This window comes from Stenotrophomonas sp. 2201_Sma (assembly GCF_056486685.1).
The window spans coordinates 2,036,105-2,054,554 of the sequence record NZ_CM151329.1 but is presented as its reverse complement, the minus strand read 5'-3'; the positions used below and the strand labels follow the sequence as shown (position 1 = coordinate 2,054,554).

Genomic DNA, 18,450 nt, shown 5'->3' with positions numbered 1-18,450 from the left:
GTGCTCAGTCCACGTAGCTGACGCTGACGATCTCGTACTCGCGCTGCCCAGCCGGGGCGTCGATCACGATCGAATCGCCTTCCAGCTTGCCGATCATCGCGCGCGCCACCGGCGAGGAAATCGCGATCAACCCCAGCTTGATATCCGCTTCGAGGTCACCCACGATCTGGTACTTCTTCTCTTCGTCGGTTTCCACGTCGGCCAGGGTCACGCTGGCGCCGAACACCACCTTGGAGCCGGCATTGAGCTTGCTCACGTCGATGATCTCGGCGTGCGACAGCTCGCCTTCCAGCTGCTTGATGCGGCCTTCGATGAAGCCCTGTTCCTCGCGCGCGGCGTGGTACTCGGCATTCTCCTTCAGGTCGCCATGCTCACGCGCTTCGGCGATCGCGGCGATCACCTTCGGCCGCTTGACCGACTTCAGGTGATCCAGTTCGTCGCGCAGCTTCTGCGCGCCCTTCATCGTGATGGGGGCTCTCATGCATTCAACTCCTTGTGCAGCTCCTGCAGCGACCAGACGGGGCCGGTGCCGCGGAATTCCAGTGAATCCACCAGCGCCTTGGCGCCGGCAATGGTGGTCGAGTAGGTGACGCGGTGCTGCAGCGCCTCGCGACGGATCGAGAACGAGTCGTTGATCGCCGAGCGACCTTCGGTCGTGTTGACGATGTAGACGATCTCGCCGTTCTTGATCGAATCGACGATGTGCGGACGACCCTCGACCACCTTGTTGATGATCTCGCACTGCATGCCATGCTGCTGCAGCCAGGCGGCGGTGCCACGGGTGGCCACCAGGCTGTAGCCGCGCGCCAGCAGCGCCTTGGCGACCGGCAGCACGCGCTTCTTGTCCGGGTCGCGCACCGACACGAAGGCCTTGCCGATCGGCGGGGCCTTGATGCCGCCGGCTTCCTGCGCGCGTGCGAAGGCGGCGTTGAAGCTGCGACCGACGCCCATCACCTCGCCGGTGGACCGCATTTCCGGCCCGAGGATCGGATCGACGCCCTGGAACTTGGCGAACGGGAAGATCGCTTCCTTCACCGAGTAGTAGTCCGGCACGATCTCTTCGGTCGCGCCCTGCTCGGCCAGGGTCTTGCCGGCCATGCAGCGTGCGGCGATCTTGGCCAGCGGCATGCCGGTGGCCTTGGACACGAACGGCACCGTGCGCGAGGCACGCGGGTTCACTTCAAGCAGGTAGACGGTGTCGTCGCCCTCGTCGCTGGTCTGGATCGCGAACTGGGTGTTCATCAGGCCCACCACGTTCAGCGCCTTGGCCAGCTCCACCACCTGGCGACGCAGCTCGGCCTGGGTCTCGGCCGACAGCGAGTACGGTGGCAGCGAGCACGAGGAGTCGCCCGAGTGCACGCCGGCTTCTTCGATGTGCTCCATCACGCCACCGATCAGCACGTTGCCATCCTTGTCGGCGATGATGTCGACATCGCACTCGACAGCGTTGTCGAGGAAGCGGTCCAGCAGCACCGGCGAATCGTTGGACACCTTCACCGCATCACGCACGTAGCGGGCCAGATCGGCTTCGCCGTACACGATCTCCATCGCACGGCCACCGAGCACGTAGCTCGGACGCACCACCAGCGGGTAGCCGATCTCGCGGGCCAGCAGCAGGGCTTCCTGGTCGTTGCGGGCGATACGGTTCGGCGGCTGCTTCAGGCCCAGCTTGTCCACCAGCTGCTGGAAACGCTCGCGGTCCTCGGCCAGGTCGATGGAGTCCGGGCTGGTGCCGATCACCGGCACGCCATTGGCTTCCAGCGCGCGGGCCAGCTTCAGCGGCGTCTGCCCGCCGTACTGCACGATCACGCCCTTCGGCTGTTCCAGCTCGACGATCTCCAGCACGTCTTCCAGCGTCAGCGGCTCGAAGTACAGGCGGTCGGAGGTGTCGTAGTCGGTCGAAACGGTTTCCGGGTTGCAGTTGACCATGATGGTTTCATAACCATCCTCGCGCAGCGCCAGCGCCGCATGCACGCAGCAGTAGTCGAACTCGATGCCCTGGCCGATGCGGTTCGGACCGCCGCCCAGGATCATGATCTTGTCGCGATTGCTCGGCGCGGCCTCGCACTCGTCCTCGTAGGTCGAGTACAGGTAGGCGGTGCCGGTGGCGAACTCGGCAGCACAGGAGTCCACGCGCTTGTAGACCGGGCGCACCTTGTGGGCACGACGCAGCGCACGGATGGCCGCTTCGTTGGTGCCGGTCAGCTGGGCCAAGCGGGCGTCGGAGAAACCGGCACGCTTGAGCCTGCGCAGGCGGGCGGCGTCCAGTGCATCGATGCCATCGGCAGCGACTTCACCTTCGGCAGCGATGATTTCCTCGATCTGGTCCAGGAACCAGTGGTCGATGAACGACAGCGCATGGATCTCTTCCACGCTCATGCCGGCGCGGAACGCGTCGGCCACGTAGAACAGGCGCTCCGGACCCGGTGCCTTCAGCTCGCGGCGCAGGGTCTGCAGGTCTTCCTCGTTGGCCAGGTCCAGGCCGGTCGGGTCGAAGCCGACCTTGCCGGTTTCCAGGCCACGCAGCGCCTTCTGTACCGATTCCTGGAAGGTGCGACCCATCGCCATGACTTCGCCCACCGACTTCATCTGGGTGGTCAGGCGCGCATCGGCGGCCGGGAACTTCTCGAAGGCGAAGCGCGGGATCTTGGTGACCACGTAGTCGATGGACGGCTCGAACGACGCCGGGGTCAGGCCACCGGTGATCTCGTTCTTCAGTTCGTCCAGGGTGTAGCCCACGGCCAGCTTGGCGGCCACCTTCGCGATCGGGAAGCCGGTGGCCTTGGAGGCCAGCGCCGAGGAGCGCGACACGCGCGGATTCATCTCGATGACGACCACGCGGCCGGTCTTCGGGTTGATGCCGAACTGCACGTTGGAGCCGCCGGTATCGACGCCGATCTTGCGCAGCACGGCGATGGAGGCATCGCGCAGGCGCTGGTACTCCTTGTCGGTCAGGGTCTGCGCCGGGGCCACGGTGATCGAGTCACCGGTGTGCACGCCCATCGGATCGAGATTCTCGATCGAGCAGACGATGATGCAGTTGTCGGCGGTGTCACGCACCACCTCCATCTCGAATTCCTTCCAGCCCAGCACCGACTCTTCCACCAGCACTTCGGTGGTCGGCGACAGTTCCAGGCCGCGGCTGACGATTTCCACCAGCTCTTCGCGGTTGTAGGCGATACCACCGCCACTGCCGCCCAGGGTGAAGCTCGGACGGATGATGGTCGGGTAACCGACGCGGGTCTGGATCTCCAGCGCTTCGTCCAGCGTGTGAGCGACGGCGGCGGTCGGGCACTCCAGGCCGATCTCGCCCATCGCCACGCGGAACAGCTCGCGGTCTTCGGCCATGCGGATCGCTTCGCGCTTGGCACCGATCAGCTCGACGTTGTACTTCTCCAGCACGCCGTTGTCGGCCAGGTCCAGCGCGCAGTTCAGCGCGGTCTGTCCCCCCATGGTCGGCAGCAGCGCGTCGGGCTTCTCCTTGGCGATGATCTTCTCGACCGTCTGCCAGTTGATCGGCTCGATGTAGACGGCGTCGGCCATCTCCGGGTCGGTCATGATCGTGGCCGGGTTGCTGTTGACCAGCACCACGCGGTAACCCTCGTCGCGCAGGGCCTTGCAGGCCTGGGCGCCGGAGTAGTCGAACTCGCAGGCCTGGCCGATGACGATCGGGCCGGCACCGATGATGAGGATGGTCTTTAGGTCAGTGCGCTTGGGCATTTTCTTCTCTAAGTCAGTACAGCGTGACAAGGGGGAGTGATCGCACGCTGTCGATCAGGAATCTCGATCCGCAGCGCCGCGCCGGGAGGCAGCAGCAATGCGGGGGCTTACGGTCCATCGCGGTGCCACCGGTGGCCGGTGGCCTGCGGATCACGCCTTGGCCTGTTCCATCAGGGTCACGAAACGGTCGAACAGCGGACCGACGTCGTGCGGGCCCGGCGACGCTTCCGGATGGCCCTGGAAGGAGAACGCCGGCACATCGGTGCGTGCGATGCCCTGGTTGGTGCCATCGAACAGCGACCGGTGGGTCACGCGCAGCGTCGCCGGCAGGGTGGCTTCATCGACCGCGAAACCATGGTTCTGCGAGGTGATCATCACCCGGCCACTGTCCAGGTCCTGCACCGGATGGTTCGCACCATGGTGGCCATGGCCCATCTTGACGGTCTGCGCGCCCGAGGCCAGGCCCAGCAGCTGGTGGCCCAGGCAGATGCCGAAGGTCGGAATCTTCACGTCGATGAAGGTCTTGATCGCGGCGATCGCGTAATCGCACGGCTCCGGGTCACCCGGGCCATTGGACAGGAAGACACCGTCGGGCTTCAGCGCCAGCACTTCAGCCGCCGGGGTCTGCGCCGGCACCACGGTCACTTCGCAGCCGCGTTCGGCCAGCATGCGCAGGATGTTGGTCTTCACGCCGAAATCGTAGGCCACGACCTTGAAGCGGGCCGGCACGCTGACGAAGGCGTTGGCATCCAGGTCCAGCTGGCCCTCGGTCCAGACATAGGTCTTCTCGGTAGTGACGACCTTGGCCAGATCCATGCCCTTCAGGCCCGGGAACTTGCGGGCGGCTTCCAGCGCCTTCTCAACATCGATGTCACCTGCCATCAGCGCACCGTTCTGGGCACCGTTCTCGCGCAGGATGCGGGTGAGCTTGCGGGTATCGATGCCAGCGATCGCCACCACGCCACGCTGGATCAGCCAGTCCTGCAGCGACACCTGGCTGCGCCAGTTGCTGGGGCGGCGCGGCACATCGCGCACGATCAGGCCGGCCGACCACACCTTGGAGGCTTCGTCGTCCTGGTCGGTCATGCCGGTGTTGCCAATATGCGGATAGGTCAGCGTGACCATCTGCCGGGCGTAGGACGGATCGGTCAGCACTTCCTGGTAACCGGTCATGGCGGTGTTGAACACCACTTCACCGACGGACAGGCCGGGCGCGCCTACGGATTCGCCCTCGAATACGGTGCCGTCTTCGAGGACGAGGATTGCGGCTTGGGTCACGGAAATCTCACTTTGGCTACCGAGGGGGTGCCGAAGTCACGCCTGTGCTTCACGGAAATCCGGTTGCAAAAAAGCGCGGACGTGCGGTTCAGGACCGGTCCGGCTTTGGTGATTCGGCGAGTGCGAATTGTAGCGCTGCCGGAGCGCTCGCGCCAGCGGTTGAATCGTTTCATGAACAGGCGACTGCGTATTCATTTCAATACGCCCGCGTGTGCAAAGCGCGATGGCCGGGGTCGGATCCCTTTTCATGCGGGAAAAGGGCTCTGATCCCAATCGCGGCGAGGGGTCAGATCCCTTTCCGTTGGAAAGGGATCCGACCCCGTGAATCAGCCCGCCGGGGTGTCCAGCAGGTCGCGCACCCGGTAGCTCCCGGGCGCCCGCCCCTGCAGCTGGCGGGCGGCAAACAGCGCACCGCGGGCGAAGATGTCGCGGTTGGTCGCCCGGTGGACCAGTTCGATGCGCTCGCCCAGGCCGGTGAACTGCACCAGATGCTCACCCACGATATCGCCGGCCCGCAGGCTGGCGTACTGCGGATCCGCCCCACCCCGCTGCGCGGCTGCGCCCAGGGTCAGTGCCGTTCCCGAGGGCGCATCCTTCTTCTGCGTATGGTGCGATTCCACGATGTCGCAGTCCCAGCCCGACAGGGCCTGCGCAGCGCGCTCGACCAGCTCGTCCAGCACCGCGACACCGAGGCTGAAGTTCGAAGCCCACACCAGCGGAATGCGCGCCGCGGCGGCGTCCAGCGCCTGGCGCTGCGCACTGGAGATGCCGGTGGTACCCGATACCAGGCCTGCGCCGCGTTCAACGCACAGGGCCAGCATCGCATCGAAGCCTTCCGGCAGGCTGAAGTCGATGGCCACATCGAATGCCGGCGCCCCTGCCAGCTCGCTGGCGGCAAAGAACGGCACTCCGTCGACCACCCGCTGGGCCGGCGCGCGGCCGGTCACCGCTGCCACGATCTGCAGGGTTTCGGGATGATCGGCGGCCAGCCGCAGCAGGGCCTGGCCCATGCGCCCGGAAGCGCCGTGAATGAGCAATCGCAGGGGAGTCTGGTTCATGCCCCGCAGGCTAGCGGCAGCATGCCCGGTCCGGCAAGCATCATCGCTGCTACGCTGCAGGACTCTTCATGCAATGGACCGCATTTCCCATGCAGATCAGCGAACAGCTGGTACTGGTCACCGGCGCTGGCCGCGGCCTCGGCCAGCATATCGCCCGCGCATTCGCCGCGCAGGGTGCCCGGATCATCATCAACTACCACCGCAGCGAGACGGCCGCACGTGCGCTGGCGGTAGAGCTGGGCGGGCAGGCACTCGCGCTCCGCGCCGACGTCACCGACCGGGGCCAGATCGAGGCACTCCTGCAGCAGGCGCTGGCGCATTTCGGCCAGGGCGTGACCACTGTGGTCAACAATGCATTGGCCGACTTCTCCTTCAATGGTGATGCGCGCGACGGCGCTGCCGACATTGGCTGGCCGGCGTTCCAGGCGCAGTTCGAAGGCAGCGTGCGCGGCGCGCTCAACACCGTGCAGGCCGCCCTGCCCGGCATGCAGGCGCGCGGTTTCGGCCGCATCATCAACATCGGCACCAATCTGTTCCAGAACCCGGTGGTGCCCTATCACGACTACACGGCCGCCAAAGCCGCCCTGCTTTCGCTGACCCGCACCTTGGCCGGCGACCTGGGGCCGCAGGGCATCACCGTCAACATGCTGTCCGGCGGCCTGCTGCGCAGCACCGATGCCAGCGCGGCGACACCGCAGGCGGTGTTCGATTACATCGCCGCCAACACGCCACTGCGCAGCGTGACCACGCCGGCCGAGTTCGCCGACGCCGCGCTGTTCTTCGCCAGCCCCTGGGCGCGCGCGGTCACCGGCCAGAATCTGGTGGTGGACGGTGGGCTGGTGCGGGATTGACGCTTCGGCGAGCGCAGCAGCCCCCGCTCTCTCCCGCCATCGTCAGTGCTGCTTCGGCGGCGTCGGCCCGCAGCTGTCGCAGCCACCACAGGCACCGCCGCTGCCACTGACAGGCGGCGCGATCCTGCGGCCCAGCGCCTGCAGCCAGCCGGCGCGGCCGGGCTTGAGCAGCGCCAGTGCCAAGGCACCGCGCATCCTGCGCACGGTGCCGGGGAACTGCTTTTTCAGTACGACCCACGCGCTGACCAGCACGGCCAGCGCAACGAGCAGGTACTGGAGCAGCAGTCCTGCGTCCATCAGCCGCCTCCCAGCGCCACGGTCACCTGGTAGGTGATCAGCGCTGCAACGTAGGCCGCTGCGAACAGGTAGAACGCCGCGAAACCCATCTTCTTCCACGAGTTGGTCTCACGCTTGATGGTGGCCAGCGTGGAGATGCACATCGGCGCATAGATGAACCACACCAGCAGCGACAGGCCCGTGGCCAGCGACCAGCCATCGGCCACCACCGGCGTGAGCGCCGAGATCGCCGCATCGTCGTCGGCCGCGGACAGCGCGTACACTGTCGCCAGCGAGGAAACCGCCACTTCACGCGCGGCCAGGCCCGGAATCAGTGCGATGCAGATCTGCCAGTTGAAACCCAGCGGAGCGAAAACCGCGGTCATCGCATGGCCGATGCGGCCGGCGTAGCTGTAATCGATGGCCGGCAGCGTGGCGTCGGCGGGCGCACCGGGGAACGACAGCAGGAACCACAGCAGCACGGTCAACGCCAGGATGATGCCGCCCACGCGCCGCAGGAAGATCATGCCGCGCTCATACAGGCCGACTGCCAGATCACGCGGATGCGGAATACGGTACGAGGGCAGCTCCAGCATCAACGGATGCTCGCTCTTGTCGCGGCGCCACTTCTTCATGACCCACGACATCGCCAGCGCGCTGAGGATGCCGGCCACGTACAGTCCGAACAGCACCAGGCCCTGCTGGTTGAAGATGCCGACCTTGCCATCGGGAATGAAGGCGGCGATCAGCAGGGCATACACCGGCAGGCGGGCCGAACAGGTCATCAGCGGCGCCACCAGGATCGTCGCCAGCCGGTCGCGTGGATCCTGGATGCTGCGGGTGGCCATGATGCCCGGCACCGCGCAGGCGAAGCTGGACAGCAGCGGGATGAACGAACGCCCCGACAGGCCGGCCGCGGCCATCAGCCGATCGAGCAGGAACGCTGCACGTGGCAGGTAGCCGGACTCTTCCAGCGCGAGGATGAACGCGAACAGGATCAGGATCTGCGGCAGGAACACCACCACGCCTCCCAGGCCGGCGATGATGCCGTCGGTCAGCAGGCTGGTCAGCGGCCCCTCCGGCAGCGCGCCACCGACCACCTCGCCCAGCCAGCCGAAGCCGGCCTCGATGCCATCCATCAGCGGTGTCGCCCAGGCGAACACCGCCTGGAAGATCAGGAACATCACCACGACCAGCGTCACCAGTCCGAACACCGGATGCAGCAGCCAGCGGTCAAGCGTGTCGTCGATCTTCGCGGTGCGTGCCGGCATGCGCACGGCCACCGCCAGGATGTCACGTACCCGGGCGTGGTAGTCGATGCCGTCCTCGGCCGGCGGCATCGGCGCATCCAGGTGCGGCACCATGCGGTCCAGGCGCTCGACCAGCGCACGCGCGCCCTGCTTGCGTACCGCCACGGTCTCGACCACCGGCACGCCCAGCTCGCGCTCCAGCGCTGCCACGTCCAGTTGGATGCCACGGCGCTCGGCCGCATCCACCATGTTCAGCGCCACCACCATCGGTTTGCCCAACTCGCGCAGTTCCAGTGCGAAGCGCAGGTGCAGGCGCAGGTTGGTGGCATCGATCACGCACAGCAGCACGTCCGGCGCGGCCTCGCCCGGATAGAAGCCCCGGCACAGGTCGCGGGTGATCGCCTCGTCCAGGCTCGCCGGGTGCAGGCTGTACGCACCCGGCAGGTCAAGCACGGCGAACTCGCGGCCGGAGGGTGCGCGCAGGCGTCCTTCCTTGCGCTCGACGGTCACGCCGGTGTAATTGGCGACCTTCTGCCGGCTGCCGGTCAGCTGGTTGAACAGGGCGGTCTTGCCGCTGTTCGGGTTACCGACCAGCGCGATGCGCAGGGGGGCGGCAGTGGCGGATGCGGTCATGCACGTCTTTCCTGGCTGGCAGCGTCGATCACGACGCGCTTGGCTTCACTGATACGCAGTGCGAAACGGGTGAACCCGACCTGCACCAGCAACGGCTCCCCCCCCAGCGGGCCCTTGGCCACCAGGCGGACCTCCTCGCCCTTGACGAAGCCCAGCTCGCGCAGGCGGCGGGCAATGGCATCGTTGGCATGCAGGTCCTGCACGGAGTCGACCACGGCCGAGGTATGCAGGGGCAGTTCGGACAGCGTCATCTAGCCTGTTCTCTGCTGGATGTAAATGGTTCTCGATTCTAACATTCCCGCGTCGCGTCATGGCCCATGACCAATGGCCCGCTATGATCCATACAGGTATGGAGTGACCCTGGAATCCCATGAACGATGCTTTGCAGATCGAGCGCAGTGGCGCCGTCCTCACCCTCTGGCTGAACCGGCCGGAGCTGCACAACGCCTTCGATGCCGGCCTGATCGCCCGGCTGACCGCTGCGCTGGAGGCGGCCGGGCGGGAAGACGCGGTGCGCGCGGTGGTGGTGGCCGGCCACGGCGCATCCTTCTCGGCCGGTGCCGACCTGCAGTGGATGCGGGGCATGGCCGCTGCCAGCGAGGCTGACAACCGCGAGGATTCGCTGGCCCTGGCGCGCCTGATGCGCACACTGGACGAACTGCCCAAGCCGACCCTGGCCCGGGTCCACGGTGCCGCCTTCGGCGGGGGTGTCGGCCTGGTCGCCTGCTGCGACATCGCCATCGCCAGCACCAGCGCCCGGTTCGGCCTGACCGAAAGCCGCCTTGGCCTGCTGCCGGCCGTGATCTCACCGTACGTGATCGAGGCGATCGGGCCGCGTCAGGCCCGCCGCTGGTTCGCGACCGGCGAGCACTTCGACGCCGACACCGCCCTGCGCATCGGCCTGGTGCACCAGCTGGTGGAACCGGAGCGGCTGGACGAGGCGGTGCAGCGCCAGCTGGCCCTGCTCGACAAGGCCGGCCCGATCGCCTCGGCGTCGGCCAAGCGCCTGGTCCGGCAGGTCCGTGACAGCCATGACCGCGATGCGCTCGACCGCGACAATGCCGCCCTGATCGCGCGCCTGCGGGTCTCGGCCGAGGGTCAGGAAGGCCTGGGCGCCTTCCTCGACAAGCGCGCCCCCCATTGGGTCACGGAGGCCTGAACATGCTCGATCATCTTGGTTTGACCAGCGCCGACCTGGCGCGCAGCAGGGCGTTCTTCAGCCAGGCATTGGCCCCACTGCAGATCGGCGTGGTGATGGAAGTCACCGCGGAGCAGACCGGCACCCACGACCAGGTCGGCTTCGGCCGCGATGGCAAGCCGTTCTTCTGGATCGGCAACAACATCGAGGCGGTCTGCCAGCGCCCCGCTGCGGAGACGGAGGCATGAGCGACTACGTCCGCATCGTCGAGGTCGGCCCGCGGGACGGCCTGCAGAACGAAAAGCAACCGGTCTCTACGGCCGACAAGATCGAGCTGATCAACCGCCTGTCGGCCACCGGCCTGCGCAGCATCGAAGCGACCAGTTTCGTCAGCCCGAAGTGGGTGCCGCAGCTGGCGGATGCCGCTGAGGTCTATGCCGGCATCCAGCGCCGGCCCGGCATCCACTATCCAGTGCTGGTACCGAATGAACAGGGCTACGAGCGGGCGCTCGCGGTCGGCGTGGAGGAAGTGGCGGTGTTCACGGCCGCATCCGAGGCGTTCAACCGCACCAACACCAACGCCGGCATCGACGCGTCGCTGGCACGCTTCGAGCCGATCCTGCGCCGCGCCGCCGCCGATGGCGTACGGGTGCGCGGCTATGTCTCCACCGTGCTGGGGTGTCCCTACCAGGGCGAGGTCCCCCTGGCCGATGTGGTGCGGGTGGCGCGCGCCCTGCACCAGATGGGCTGCTATGAGATCTCGCTGGGCGACACGATCGGCGTCGGCACGCCGCGCAAGGCGCGGGCGATGCTGCAGACAGTCGCCGCGGAGATCCCGATGAGCGCGCTGGCCGTGCACTTCCATGACACCTACGGGCAGGCCATTGCCAACATCGCCACCTGCCTGGAAGAAGGCGTGCGCGTGGTCGACAGCGCCGTCTCCGGCGCGGGCGGCTGCCCTTACGCGAAAGGCGCCAGCGGCAACGTCGCCAGCGAGGACGTGGTCTATCTGCTGCAGGGCCTTGGCCTGGACAGCGGGGTGGACCTGCCGGCGCTGGCGGAAACCGGTCGTTGGCTGGCCGGCCTGCTCGGGCGTGCGACCGCCAGCCGCACCGGCCAGGCGCTCGCGGCCGTCTGATCCATCAGGGCGCGTCGCCCGGGCTCCGGGCGGCGCGGTGCACAACGGCAGCGGTCGTGGCTTCCGTTAGAATCGGCGGTTCTCGAACCTGCAGGACCGTGCAATGCAGCTGTCTTCCGTACGTGCCGTGATCACCGGCGGCGTTTCCGGCCTTGGCCTGGCCGTGGCCGAGCACCTCGTCGCCCAAGGCGGCAAGGTGGCCCTGTTCGACCTCAACGACGACAAAGGCAGCGCCGCCGTCGCCGCGCTGGGTGCCGACAACGCCCGCTATTTCAACGTCAACGTCAGTGATGAAGCTGCCGTGGCGGCGGCCATCGACCAGGCCCACGATTTCCTCGGCGGCCTCAACGTGGCGATGAACTGCGCCGGCATCCTCGGCGCGGGCCGTGTGCTCGGCAAGGAAGGCCCGATGCCGCTGGCCGGCTTCCAGGGCACGGTGATGGTCAACCTGGTCGGCAGCTTCAACGTGGCCAAGGCCGCCGCCAACCGCATGCAGCACAACGAGGCCGGCGCCGATGGCGAACGCGGTGTCATCATCAACACCGCCAGCATCGCCGCCTATGAGGGCCAGATCGGCCAGGCCGCGTACGCCGCCAGCAAGGGCGGTGTGGTGTCGATGACGCTGCCGATGGCCCGCGAGCTCTCGCGCTTCGGCATCCGCGTCAACACCATCGCCCCGGGCGTGTTCTGGACACCGATGGTCGATGGCATGCCCGAAGCCGTACAGCAGTCGCTTGCCGCCTCGATCCCGTTCCCGTCGCGGCTGGGCAAGCCGGAGGATTTCGCCAGCCTGGTCGGCTTCATCCTCGGCAACACCTACCTCAATGGCGAGACCATCCGCCTGGACGGCGCTACCCGCCTCGCTCCGAAGTGATTCCCCCGGGCGCCGGGACGGCGTCCACCCCCAACGACCCAGATCACCATGAAAGCCAACGACATCAAGAAGGGCAACGTCGTCGAGTACAACAACGGCGTCTACCAGATCCGCGACATCGAGCGCAGCTCCCCGCAGGGCCGGGGCGGCAACGTCCGCTTCCGCTTCATCATGTACAGCGTGCCGGGCGGCAACAAGCTCGATGCCAGCTTCGATGCCGACGACAATCTGGTCGAGGTCGAACTGCTGCGCCGCCAGTCCACCTATTCGTACAAGGATGGCGATGCGTTCGTCTTCCTCGATGACGAGGACTACACCCCCTACACCCTGGATGCGGACGTCATCGGCGACGACGCCGGCTACATCACCGATGGCCTGACCGGCATCTACGTGCAGGTGATCGACGAGCAGCCGGTGGCCATCCAGTTGCCGGCCTCGGTGGTGCTGGAAGTGATCGAGACCCCGCCGGAACTGAAGGGCGGCACCGCCACCAAGCGTCCCAAGCCGGCCAAGCTCAATACCGGTATCGAGATCATGGTGCCGGAGTACATCGTCAATGGCGAACGCGTGCTGGTGAACACTGCCACCGGCGAGTTCGCAGGCCGCGCGGACTGAGCTGACCGCACGCGCCTGGCAGAGCCGAGCCCCGCTCGGCTCTGCCGACCAGCTTACGGCTGCCTGGCGCCGAAATTGCCACACCCATGGTACTGGCGCGTGCCGACGGTCAGCATCGCCTTCGCCTCGAACGGCTCGCCGCTCATGTCGTCCGTGCACGTCGTGCGCTGGAAGGTGAGCTTGATGTCGGTACCGTCCGCAGCCTTGCCACTCCACCCGTCCGCCCCCCGGTTGGGCGCGCCCACGTCGAAGTGCCGCTGGCCATAATCGACCTGCACCTGCAGGCCCGGCGTGTCACCGTCGACCACCGCCAGCCAGCCCGGTTCGTTGCCGGTCGCCCTGAACGCGGCAGCACCGGCACGGCCGTCGCCCTCCGTGGCCTCCATAGCGCGGCACTCGCGGTCCGCTTCGCCCTTCAGGCTGAGCAGCCCGTCATCGTGGCCCTTCGTCCAGAAACTGTTGCCCTGCCCGTCGCCGTACTTCGCCCCCGAAGCAGCACGCTCGGAGGTCATGGCGAACGTGCGATCCCCGATCACCACGGTGGCTGCGTCCTCGCCGTTGAACGTCGCACGCACGGCCAGATCGCCACACTGATAGGCCGTCTGGCTGGCGGTCGAGTTCGTGGACAGCGGCTGCGGCTCCGGCGGCGCCGGGTCAGCCGTGCCACCTGCTGCGGCAGGCGGCGTCGAGGGCTGGCAGGCCGCCAGCACCAGGGCCAGCGAAGCCGTCGACAGACTGGAAACTACACGCATGACTCGACTCCTTGTCGACCGTACTGAAAAAACCACCCTATCATCCGGCGATGAGCCGGCGCTGAAACCGATGTGATCGCGTTCACGCCGCGAGCACCGTCATCGACAGCAGCTGCGCGCCCTCCCCGCCGGAACTACAGGCCCAGACCCGCAACAGACGCACCCGCAATGCCTGCTCCTGCCCGTGCCGGACGACCACCATCTGCACCGGGCTGGACAGCAGCGCCAGCCGACCGCACAGCAGGGTGTCCACCGCCTGCAGATGCAGCGCCCGCACCTGCAGGTGCCCGCCCAACCAGTCATCCAGCCAGGGCAGATCAAACAGACGCCCGCCATCGCCATCCATCATGAACATCGCCGGCGACAACAGCAGCGACAGTGCCTGCCGATCACCCTCGATCAGGGCCTGGCACAGGCGCCGTTCCAGCGCTTTCAGCTGTACGTCGTGCAGCGTTTTACCGTTATCCGTTCCCATCCACAGATCCTTCCGGCAGTGGCCGGCGCCTGCGCAGGCGCCGCGCGATCCGTTGCCGCACCCCCTGCACCACCACATAGAACACCGGCACGAAGAACACCGCGAGCACGGTCGCGCTGACCATGCCACCGAACACACCGGTACCGATTGCCTGCTGTGTTTCCTTCGAGGCACCCTGCGCCACCATCAGGGGCACCACGCCGAGCGCGAACGCCAGCGACGTCATCACGATGGGTCGCAGGCGCAGGCGCGCTGCCTCCACGGCCGCTTCCACCAGCCCGCGTCCCTGCTGCTGCAGCTGTCGCGCGAACTCGACGATCAGGATCGCGTTCTTCGCCGACAGGCCGATCACCGTGATCATGCCGACCTTGAAGAACACGTCATTGGGCATGCCCCGCAGCAGCACCGCCGCCACGGCTCCCAGCAGACCCAGCGGCACCACCAGCATCACCGCCATTGGTATGGACCAGCTCTCGTACAGCGCCGCCAGGACCAGGAATACCACCAGCATCGACAGCAGCAGCAACCACGGGGCCTGTGCGCCAGACTCGCGCTCCTGCAGCGATTGACTGGTCCACTGCAGCGCGAAGCCCGCCGGCAGCTGCCGGGCCAGGCGCTCCATCTCGTCCATCGCCTGCCCGGTGGAAACGCCCGACGCGGGCGCGCCGGACAGATTCAATGCCGGGAAGCCGAGATAGCGCTGCAGCTGCAGGGGCGCTTCCGTCCACTGCGGATCGACCAGCTCCGACAGCGCCACCATGCCCCCTTCGCTGTTGCGGACATACAGCTTGAGCACGTCGCCCAGCTCCATCCGATACGGCGCATCGGCCTGGACGATGACCTGCTGCAGCCGTCCCTTGTTCGGAAAGTCGTTGACGTATTGCGAGCCCATTGCCGCCGACAGCGTTCCGCTGATCTCGCTGAACGCCACGCCCATCGCCTCGGCCTTGGCGCGATCGATGTCAAGCCGGACGCTGGTACCTGCGGGCATTCCATCGGCATGCACATCGGACAGCAGTGTGCTGGCCTGGGCCAGCTGCAGCAGCTGCTGGAGGGCAGCGCGCAGCTCGGCCTGGGTCTGCCCGGTCCGCGCCTGCAGCGCCAGCGAGAAGCCTGATGAGCGGCCGAGGCTGTCGATGGCCGGCGGCATCACGCTCATGACTTCGCCCTCGACCAGCGTCGACATCGCCTTCCGTACCGCCTCCACCTCGCCGGCAGCCGTCGCACCGGCACGCTCCCCCCAATCCTTCAGCATCGTGTAGGCCAGTGCAGCACTCGGCCCCGAGCCGGAGAAGCTGTACCCCAGGATCGACTGGTTGGATGCCACGCCGGGGCGCGAGGCCACGTGACGTTCGTACGCTTCAACGACGGCAAGCGTGCGCTCGGTGGTCGCCTCGGCCGGCAGCTGGATCGAGGTCATGAAGTACCCCTGGTCCTCCTCCGGCAGGAATGCCCCGGGCAACCCGTTCAGGCCCAGCAGAAGCGCTGCCACCAGTGCGACGAACACCGCCATCACGCGCCCGCTTCGCTGCAGCACAGCGGCCACGCCACGCTGGTAGCGGCCGGTCATCCGCTCGAAGCCGCGGTTGAAGGTGCCGAACAGGCCACTGCGGCCATGATGCCCGCGTGTGTTCCCGCGCAGCAGCGTGGCGCACAGTGCAGGCGTCAGGCTGAGCGCCAGCAGCGCGGAGAACAGGATCGATACCGACATTGCCACGGTGAACTGACGGTAGATCGCGCCTACCGAACCACTGGCGAACGCCATCGGAATGAACACCGCGGTCAGTACCAGGGTGATGCCGATCACCGCGCCAGTCAGTTCGCGCATTGCCTTGATCGTCGCCTCGCGGGGTGGCAACCCCTCCTCGGCCATGATCCGTTCCACGCCTTCGACCACCACGATCGCATCATCGACGATGATGCCGATCGCCAGCACCATGCCGAACATGGTGAGGACGTTGATCGAGAATCCCAGCGCCAGCATCGCCGCGAACGTACCCAGCAGCGCGATCGGCGCGACCACGGCAGGTATCAGCGTATAGCGCCAGTTCTGCAGGAACAGGTACATCACCGCGAACACCAGCAGCATGGCCTCCAGCAGTGTCTGCACCACCTTGCGGATCGAGATGCTGACAAAAGGCGCGGTATCGAACGGAATGCTCGACTCCACGCCACGCGGCAGCAGCGGCGCCAGCTCGGCCATCCTTTCGCGCACCGCTGCGGCAGTGCGTACGGCGTTCGCACCGGGCCGCAGCTGGACGCCCGCGGCGGTCGCAGGCTGACCATCCTCACGGGTACCCCAGGCGTAGCTCTGCGCCCCCAGTTCGACCCGGGCGACGTCACCCAGCAGCACCCGCGAGCCATCCGCACGCGCACGCAGCACGATCGACGCGAACTGCGCCGGCGTGGACAGCTGGCCATCGGCGCTCAGCGGCACGGTCAGGCGCTGGCCGGGCAGGCCGGGGGAGTCGCCGATGCGACCCGGTGCGATTTCCAGGTTCTGCTGCTCGATGGCGCTGGCCACGTCGCCCATGGTCAGGCCATACCCGGTCAGCCGCGTCGGATCGAGCCAGACGCGCATCGCCTGCTCCGCGCCGAACAGTTGCACGCGACCGACACCGTCGATGCGGCGCAGTTCCTCGATGATGTTGCGCGCCATGAAGTCACCCAGCGCGGCCTCGCTGACGCTGGCATCCGGCGAACGCAGGCCGACCAGCATCAGGAAACCGGAATCGGCCGCCTCCACGTACAGCCCGTTCTGGCGCACGCTGCGCGGCAGCCGCGGCTCGATCGCCTTGATCCGGTTCTGCACATCGACCTGGGCCAGTTCGGGGTTGGTTCCCGGCTGGAAGGTCGCCGTGATCGACGCCTCCCCGGAGGTATCCACCGACGATTCGAAGTACAGCAGGTGCTTGACGCTGGACAGTTCGCGCTCGATCAGCGCGACCACCGCATCGTTCAATGTCTGCGGGCTTGCGCCTGGATAGCTCGCATAGATGCTGACACTGGGCGGAGCGACGGCCGGGTAGCGCTCCACGGCCAACCGCGGAATCGCCAGGACACCGGCAAGGATGATGAAGATCGCCAGCACCCAGGCGAACACCGGGCGATCGATGAAGAAACGTGTCATGTTGGATTTTCCTGGATCGGCCGGGTCCTGGCGGACTCAGCCCTGACGACCTGACGGTGCAGCCCCGGCAATGGCGACGGGCCGTGACCAGTCGTGCATCTGGACCACCACGCCTTCCTGCAGGCGCTCCTGGCCTTCGACGACCACCTTCTCGCCCGCCTTCAGGCCATGCCGGACCAGCCACTGCCGATCCACGCTGCCATCGATCTCCAGCGTGCGGATCACCGCCTTGCCGTCACTGCCGACCACCCAGGCATAGGCCTGGCCACCGGCACTGCGCAGCACGGCCTGCTGCGGCAGCACCAGCGCACTGGACGGGGCACCGCGCGGCACTCTCGCCCGCACGTACATTCCGGGCAGCAGCTGGCGCTGCGGGTTGTTCACCAGGATGCGCAGCATCACATCGCCCGTACGCGCATCGACGCTGATGCCGGAGAACAGCAGCTCGCCACGTTCCGACAACGGCCTGCCCGCCGGGCCGATGATCGCCACCGACGACTGTCCACCGCTGGAGGCGCTGCGCTGCAGCGACTCCAGCTGGGACGCAGGCTGGCGAACATCCACGTAGACCTGGTCGATCTGCTGCACCACTGCCATCGGCTCGGCATCGGTCACGCCGACCAGCGCGCCCTCGGTCACCCATGCCTGATCGATGCGACCGGTGATCGGCGCGCTGACCGTCGCATAGCGCAGGTCCAGCTGGCGGCGGGCAAGAATCGCCCGGGCTTCATTCACCGCGGCGCGCGCCTGCTCGTACTCGGCGCTCGCATCGTCGCGATGCTGCTGGCTGACGGCCTGCGCCGCCGCCAGGGCATGCAGCCGCTGCGACTGCACACGGCTGCGGGCAAGCGCCGCCTCGCTGCGCTGCAGGGCCGCCAGCGCCGAATCGACGTCCGCACGGAAGGCTGCCGGATCGATCTGGAACAACGCCTGCCCGGCGGTGACTTCGGCCCCCTGCTCGAACAGGCGACGCTGCACGATGCCGCCGACCTGCGCACGGATCTGTGCGGTACGCACGGCCGTCACGCGGCCCGGCAGCTCATCGTCGCGCTGCACGACCTGTGGGCCGACGGTGACCACACTCACGCGCGGTGCGGGTTCGGGGCTGGCTTCGGGGGAGGAACAGGCCGTCATGGCCAAGGCGAGGACCGCGATCAACGCGGCCGGAGTCCTGAAGGTTCTCATTGCTGTGCACAATGCCGCGGGCGCGGCGGATAGGTCATGAAGCGCGCAGTCTGCGCGGCGATGATGGGGTTTCGATG

Annotated in this window: 16 protein-coding genes and 1 pseudogene; 6 read left to right on the top strand and 11 right to left on the bottom strand. The window is 67.2% G+C overall.

What is annotated here, in order from left to right:
• Positions 1-4: 4 nt before the first annotated feature.
• The 4 genes from greA to ACZLIF_RS09640 all read right to left on the bottom strand — a co-directional run bounded on the left by greA (position 5) and on the right by ACZLIF_RS09640 (position 6,008).
• On the bottom strand, positions 5-469 hold the full coding sequence (gene greA / locus ACZLIF_RS09655; protein WP_026347191.1) for a transcription elongation factor GreA: 465 nt from the start codon (positions 467-469) through the stop codon (positions 5-7).
• Positions 470-477: 8 nt separating this feature from the next.
• On the bottom strand, positions 478-3,720 hold the full coding sequence (gene carB / locus ACZLIF_RS09650; RefSeq protein WP_053519344.1) for a carbamoyl-phosphate synthase large subunit: 3,243 nt from the start codon (positions 3,718-3,720) through the stop codon (positions 478-480).
• Between the two features lie 150 nt (positions 3,721-3,870).
• A complete protein-coding gene (gene carA / locus ACZLIF_RS09645) occupies positions 3,871-4,998 on the bottom strand; it encodes a glutamine-hydrolyzing carbamoyl-phosphate synthase small subunit (RefSeq protein ID WP_053519346.1) in 1,128 nt (375 codons plus the stop codon).
• A gap of 326 nt (positions 4,999-5,324) precedes the next feature.
• Positions 5,325-6,008 carry a 4-hydroxy-tetrahydrodipicolinate reductase gene (locus ACZLIF_RS09640; protein ID WP_478462629.1) on the bottom strand — a complete coding sequence of 228 codons (684 nt, stop codon included), beginning with the start codon at positions 6,006-6,008 and terminating at the stop codon, positions 5,325-5,327.
• 116 nt (positions 6,009-6,124) lie between these two features.
• Here ACZLIF_RS09640 and ACZLIF_RS09635 point away from each other — a divergent pair, with 116 nt between their 5' ends.
• Positions 6,125-6,907 carry a 3-oxoacyl-ACP reductase gene (locus tag ACZLIF_RS09635; RefSeq protein ID WP_459061967.1) on the top strand — a complete coding sequence of 261 codons (783 nt, stop codon included), beginning with the start codon at positions 6,125-6,127 and terminating at the stop codon, positions 6,905-6,907.
• 42 nt (positions 6,908-6,949) lie between these two features.
• On the opposite strand, the gene ACZLIF_RS09630 is transcribed toward ACZLIF_RS09635, so the two are convergent.
• The 3 genes from ACZLIF_RS09630 to ACZLIF_RS09620 are packed head-to-tail and all read right to left on the bottom strand — an operon-like array spanning position 6,950 to position 9,317.
• Complete coding sequence (locus ACZLIF_RS09630; protein WP_128988714.1) at positions 6,950-7,204, bottom strand: DUF6587 family protein; 255 nt, start codon at positions 7,202-7,204, stop codon at positions 6,950-6,952.
• On the bottom strand, positions 7,204-9,066 hold the full coding sequence (feoB, locus tag ACZLIF_RS09625) for a ferrous iron transport protein B (protein ID WP_065175604.1): 1,863 nt from the start codon (positions 9,064-9,066) through the stop codon (positions 7,204-7,206). The genes ACZLIF_RS09630 and feoB overlap by 1 nt, the downstream gene beginning before the upstream one ends.
• Positions 9,063-9,317, bottom strand: coding sequence for a FeoA family protein (locus tag ACZLIF_RS09620; protein WP_053519514.1), 255 nt, complete (start codon positions 9,315-9,317; stop codon positions 9,063-9,065). The genes feoB and ACZLIF_RS09620 overlap by 4 nt, the downstream gene beginning before the upstream one ends.
• A 119-nt stretch (positions 9,318-9,436) precedes the next feature.
• Here ACZLIF_RS09620 and ACZLIF_RS09615 point away from each other — a divergent pair, with 119 nt between their 5' ends.
• The 5 genes and pseudogenes from ACZLIF_RS09615 to yeiP all read left to right on the top strand — a co-directional run bounded on the left by ACZLIF_RS09615 (position 9,437) and on the right by yeiP (position 12,831).
• Positions 9,437-10,225 carry an enoyl-CoA hydratase/isomerase family protein gene (locus tag ACZLIF_RS09615; RefSeq protein ID WP_053519513.1) on the top strand — a complete coding sequence of 263 codons (789 nt, stop codon included), beginning with the start codon at positions 9,437-9,439 and terminating at the stop codon, positions 10,223-10,225.
• A gap of 2 nt (positions 10,226-10,227) precedes the next feature.
• A pseudogene (locus ACZLIF_RS09610) lies at positions 10,228-10,404 on the top strand (VOC family protein); the annotation flags it as partial.
• Between the two features lie 44 nt (positions 10,405-10,448).
• Positions 10,449-11,342 (top strand): hydroxymethylglutaryl-CoA lyase, encoded by an 894-nt coding sequence (locus ACZLIF_RS09605; RefSeq protein WP_128988708.1) that lies wholly within the window; start codon positions 10,449-10,451, stop codon positions 11,340-11,342.
• A gap of 103 nt (positions 11,343-11,445) precedes the next feature.
• Positions 11,446-12,216: an SDR family oxidoreductase gene (locus tag ACZLIF_RS09600; RefSeq protein WP_128988706.1), complete on the top strand. Its 771-nt coding sequence runs from the start codon at positions 11,446-11,448 to the stop codon at positions 12,214-12,216.
• Between the two features lie 48 nt (positions 12,217-12,264).
• Positions 12,265-12,831: an elongation factor P-like protein YeiP gene (yeiP, locus tag ACZLIF_RS09595; protein WP_005409468.1), complete on the top strand. Its 567-nt coding sequence runs from the start codon at positions 12,265-12,267 to the stop codon at positions 12,829-12,831.
• Between the two features lie 53 nt (positions 12,832-12,884).
• Here the strand turns inward: yeiP and ACZLIF_RS09590 are convergent, their stop codons facing one another.
• From ACZLIF_RS09590 to ACZLIF_RS09575, 4 genes are all read right to left on the bottom strand, one after another.
• Positions 12,885-13,583, bottom strand: coding sequence for an MliC family protein (locus ACZLIF_RS09590; RefSeq protein ID WP_128988704.1), 699 nt, complete (start codon positions 13,581-13,583; stop codon positions 12,885-12,887).
• Positions 13,584-13,665: 82 nt separating this feature from the next.
• Positions 13,666-14,058, bottom strand: coding sequence for a nuclear transport factor 2 family protein (locus tag ACZLIF_RS09585; protein WP_478462575.1), 393 nt, complete (start codon positions 14,056-14,058; stop codon positions 13,666-13,668).
• The gene (locus ACZLIF_RS09580; protein WP_128988702.1) at positions 14,045-17,188 is read right to left on the bottom strand and encodes a multidrug efflux RND transporter permease subunit; all 3,144 of its coding nucleotides are present in this window, start codon (positions 17,186-17,188) and stop codon (positions 14,045-14,047) included. The genes ACZLIF_RS09585 and ACZLIF_RS09580 overlap by 14 nt, the downstream gene beginning before the upstream one ends.
• A 36-nt stretch (positions 17,189-17,224) precedes the next feature.
• Positions 17,225-18,373: an efflux RND transporter periplasmic adaptor subunit gene (locus ACZLIF_RS09575; RefSeq protein WP_128988700.1), complete on the bottom strand. Its 1,149-nt coding sequence runs from the start codon at positions 18,371-18,373 to the stop codon at positions 17,225-17,227.
• Positions 18,374-18,450: the final 77 nt, after the last annotated feature.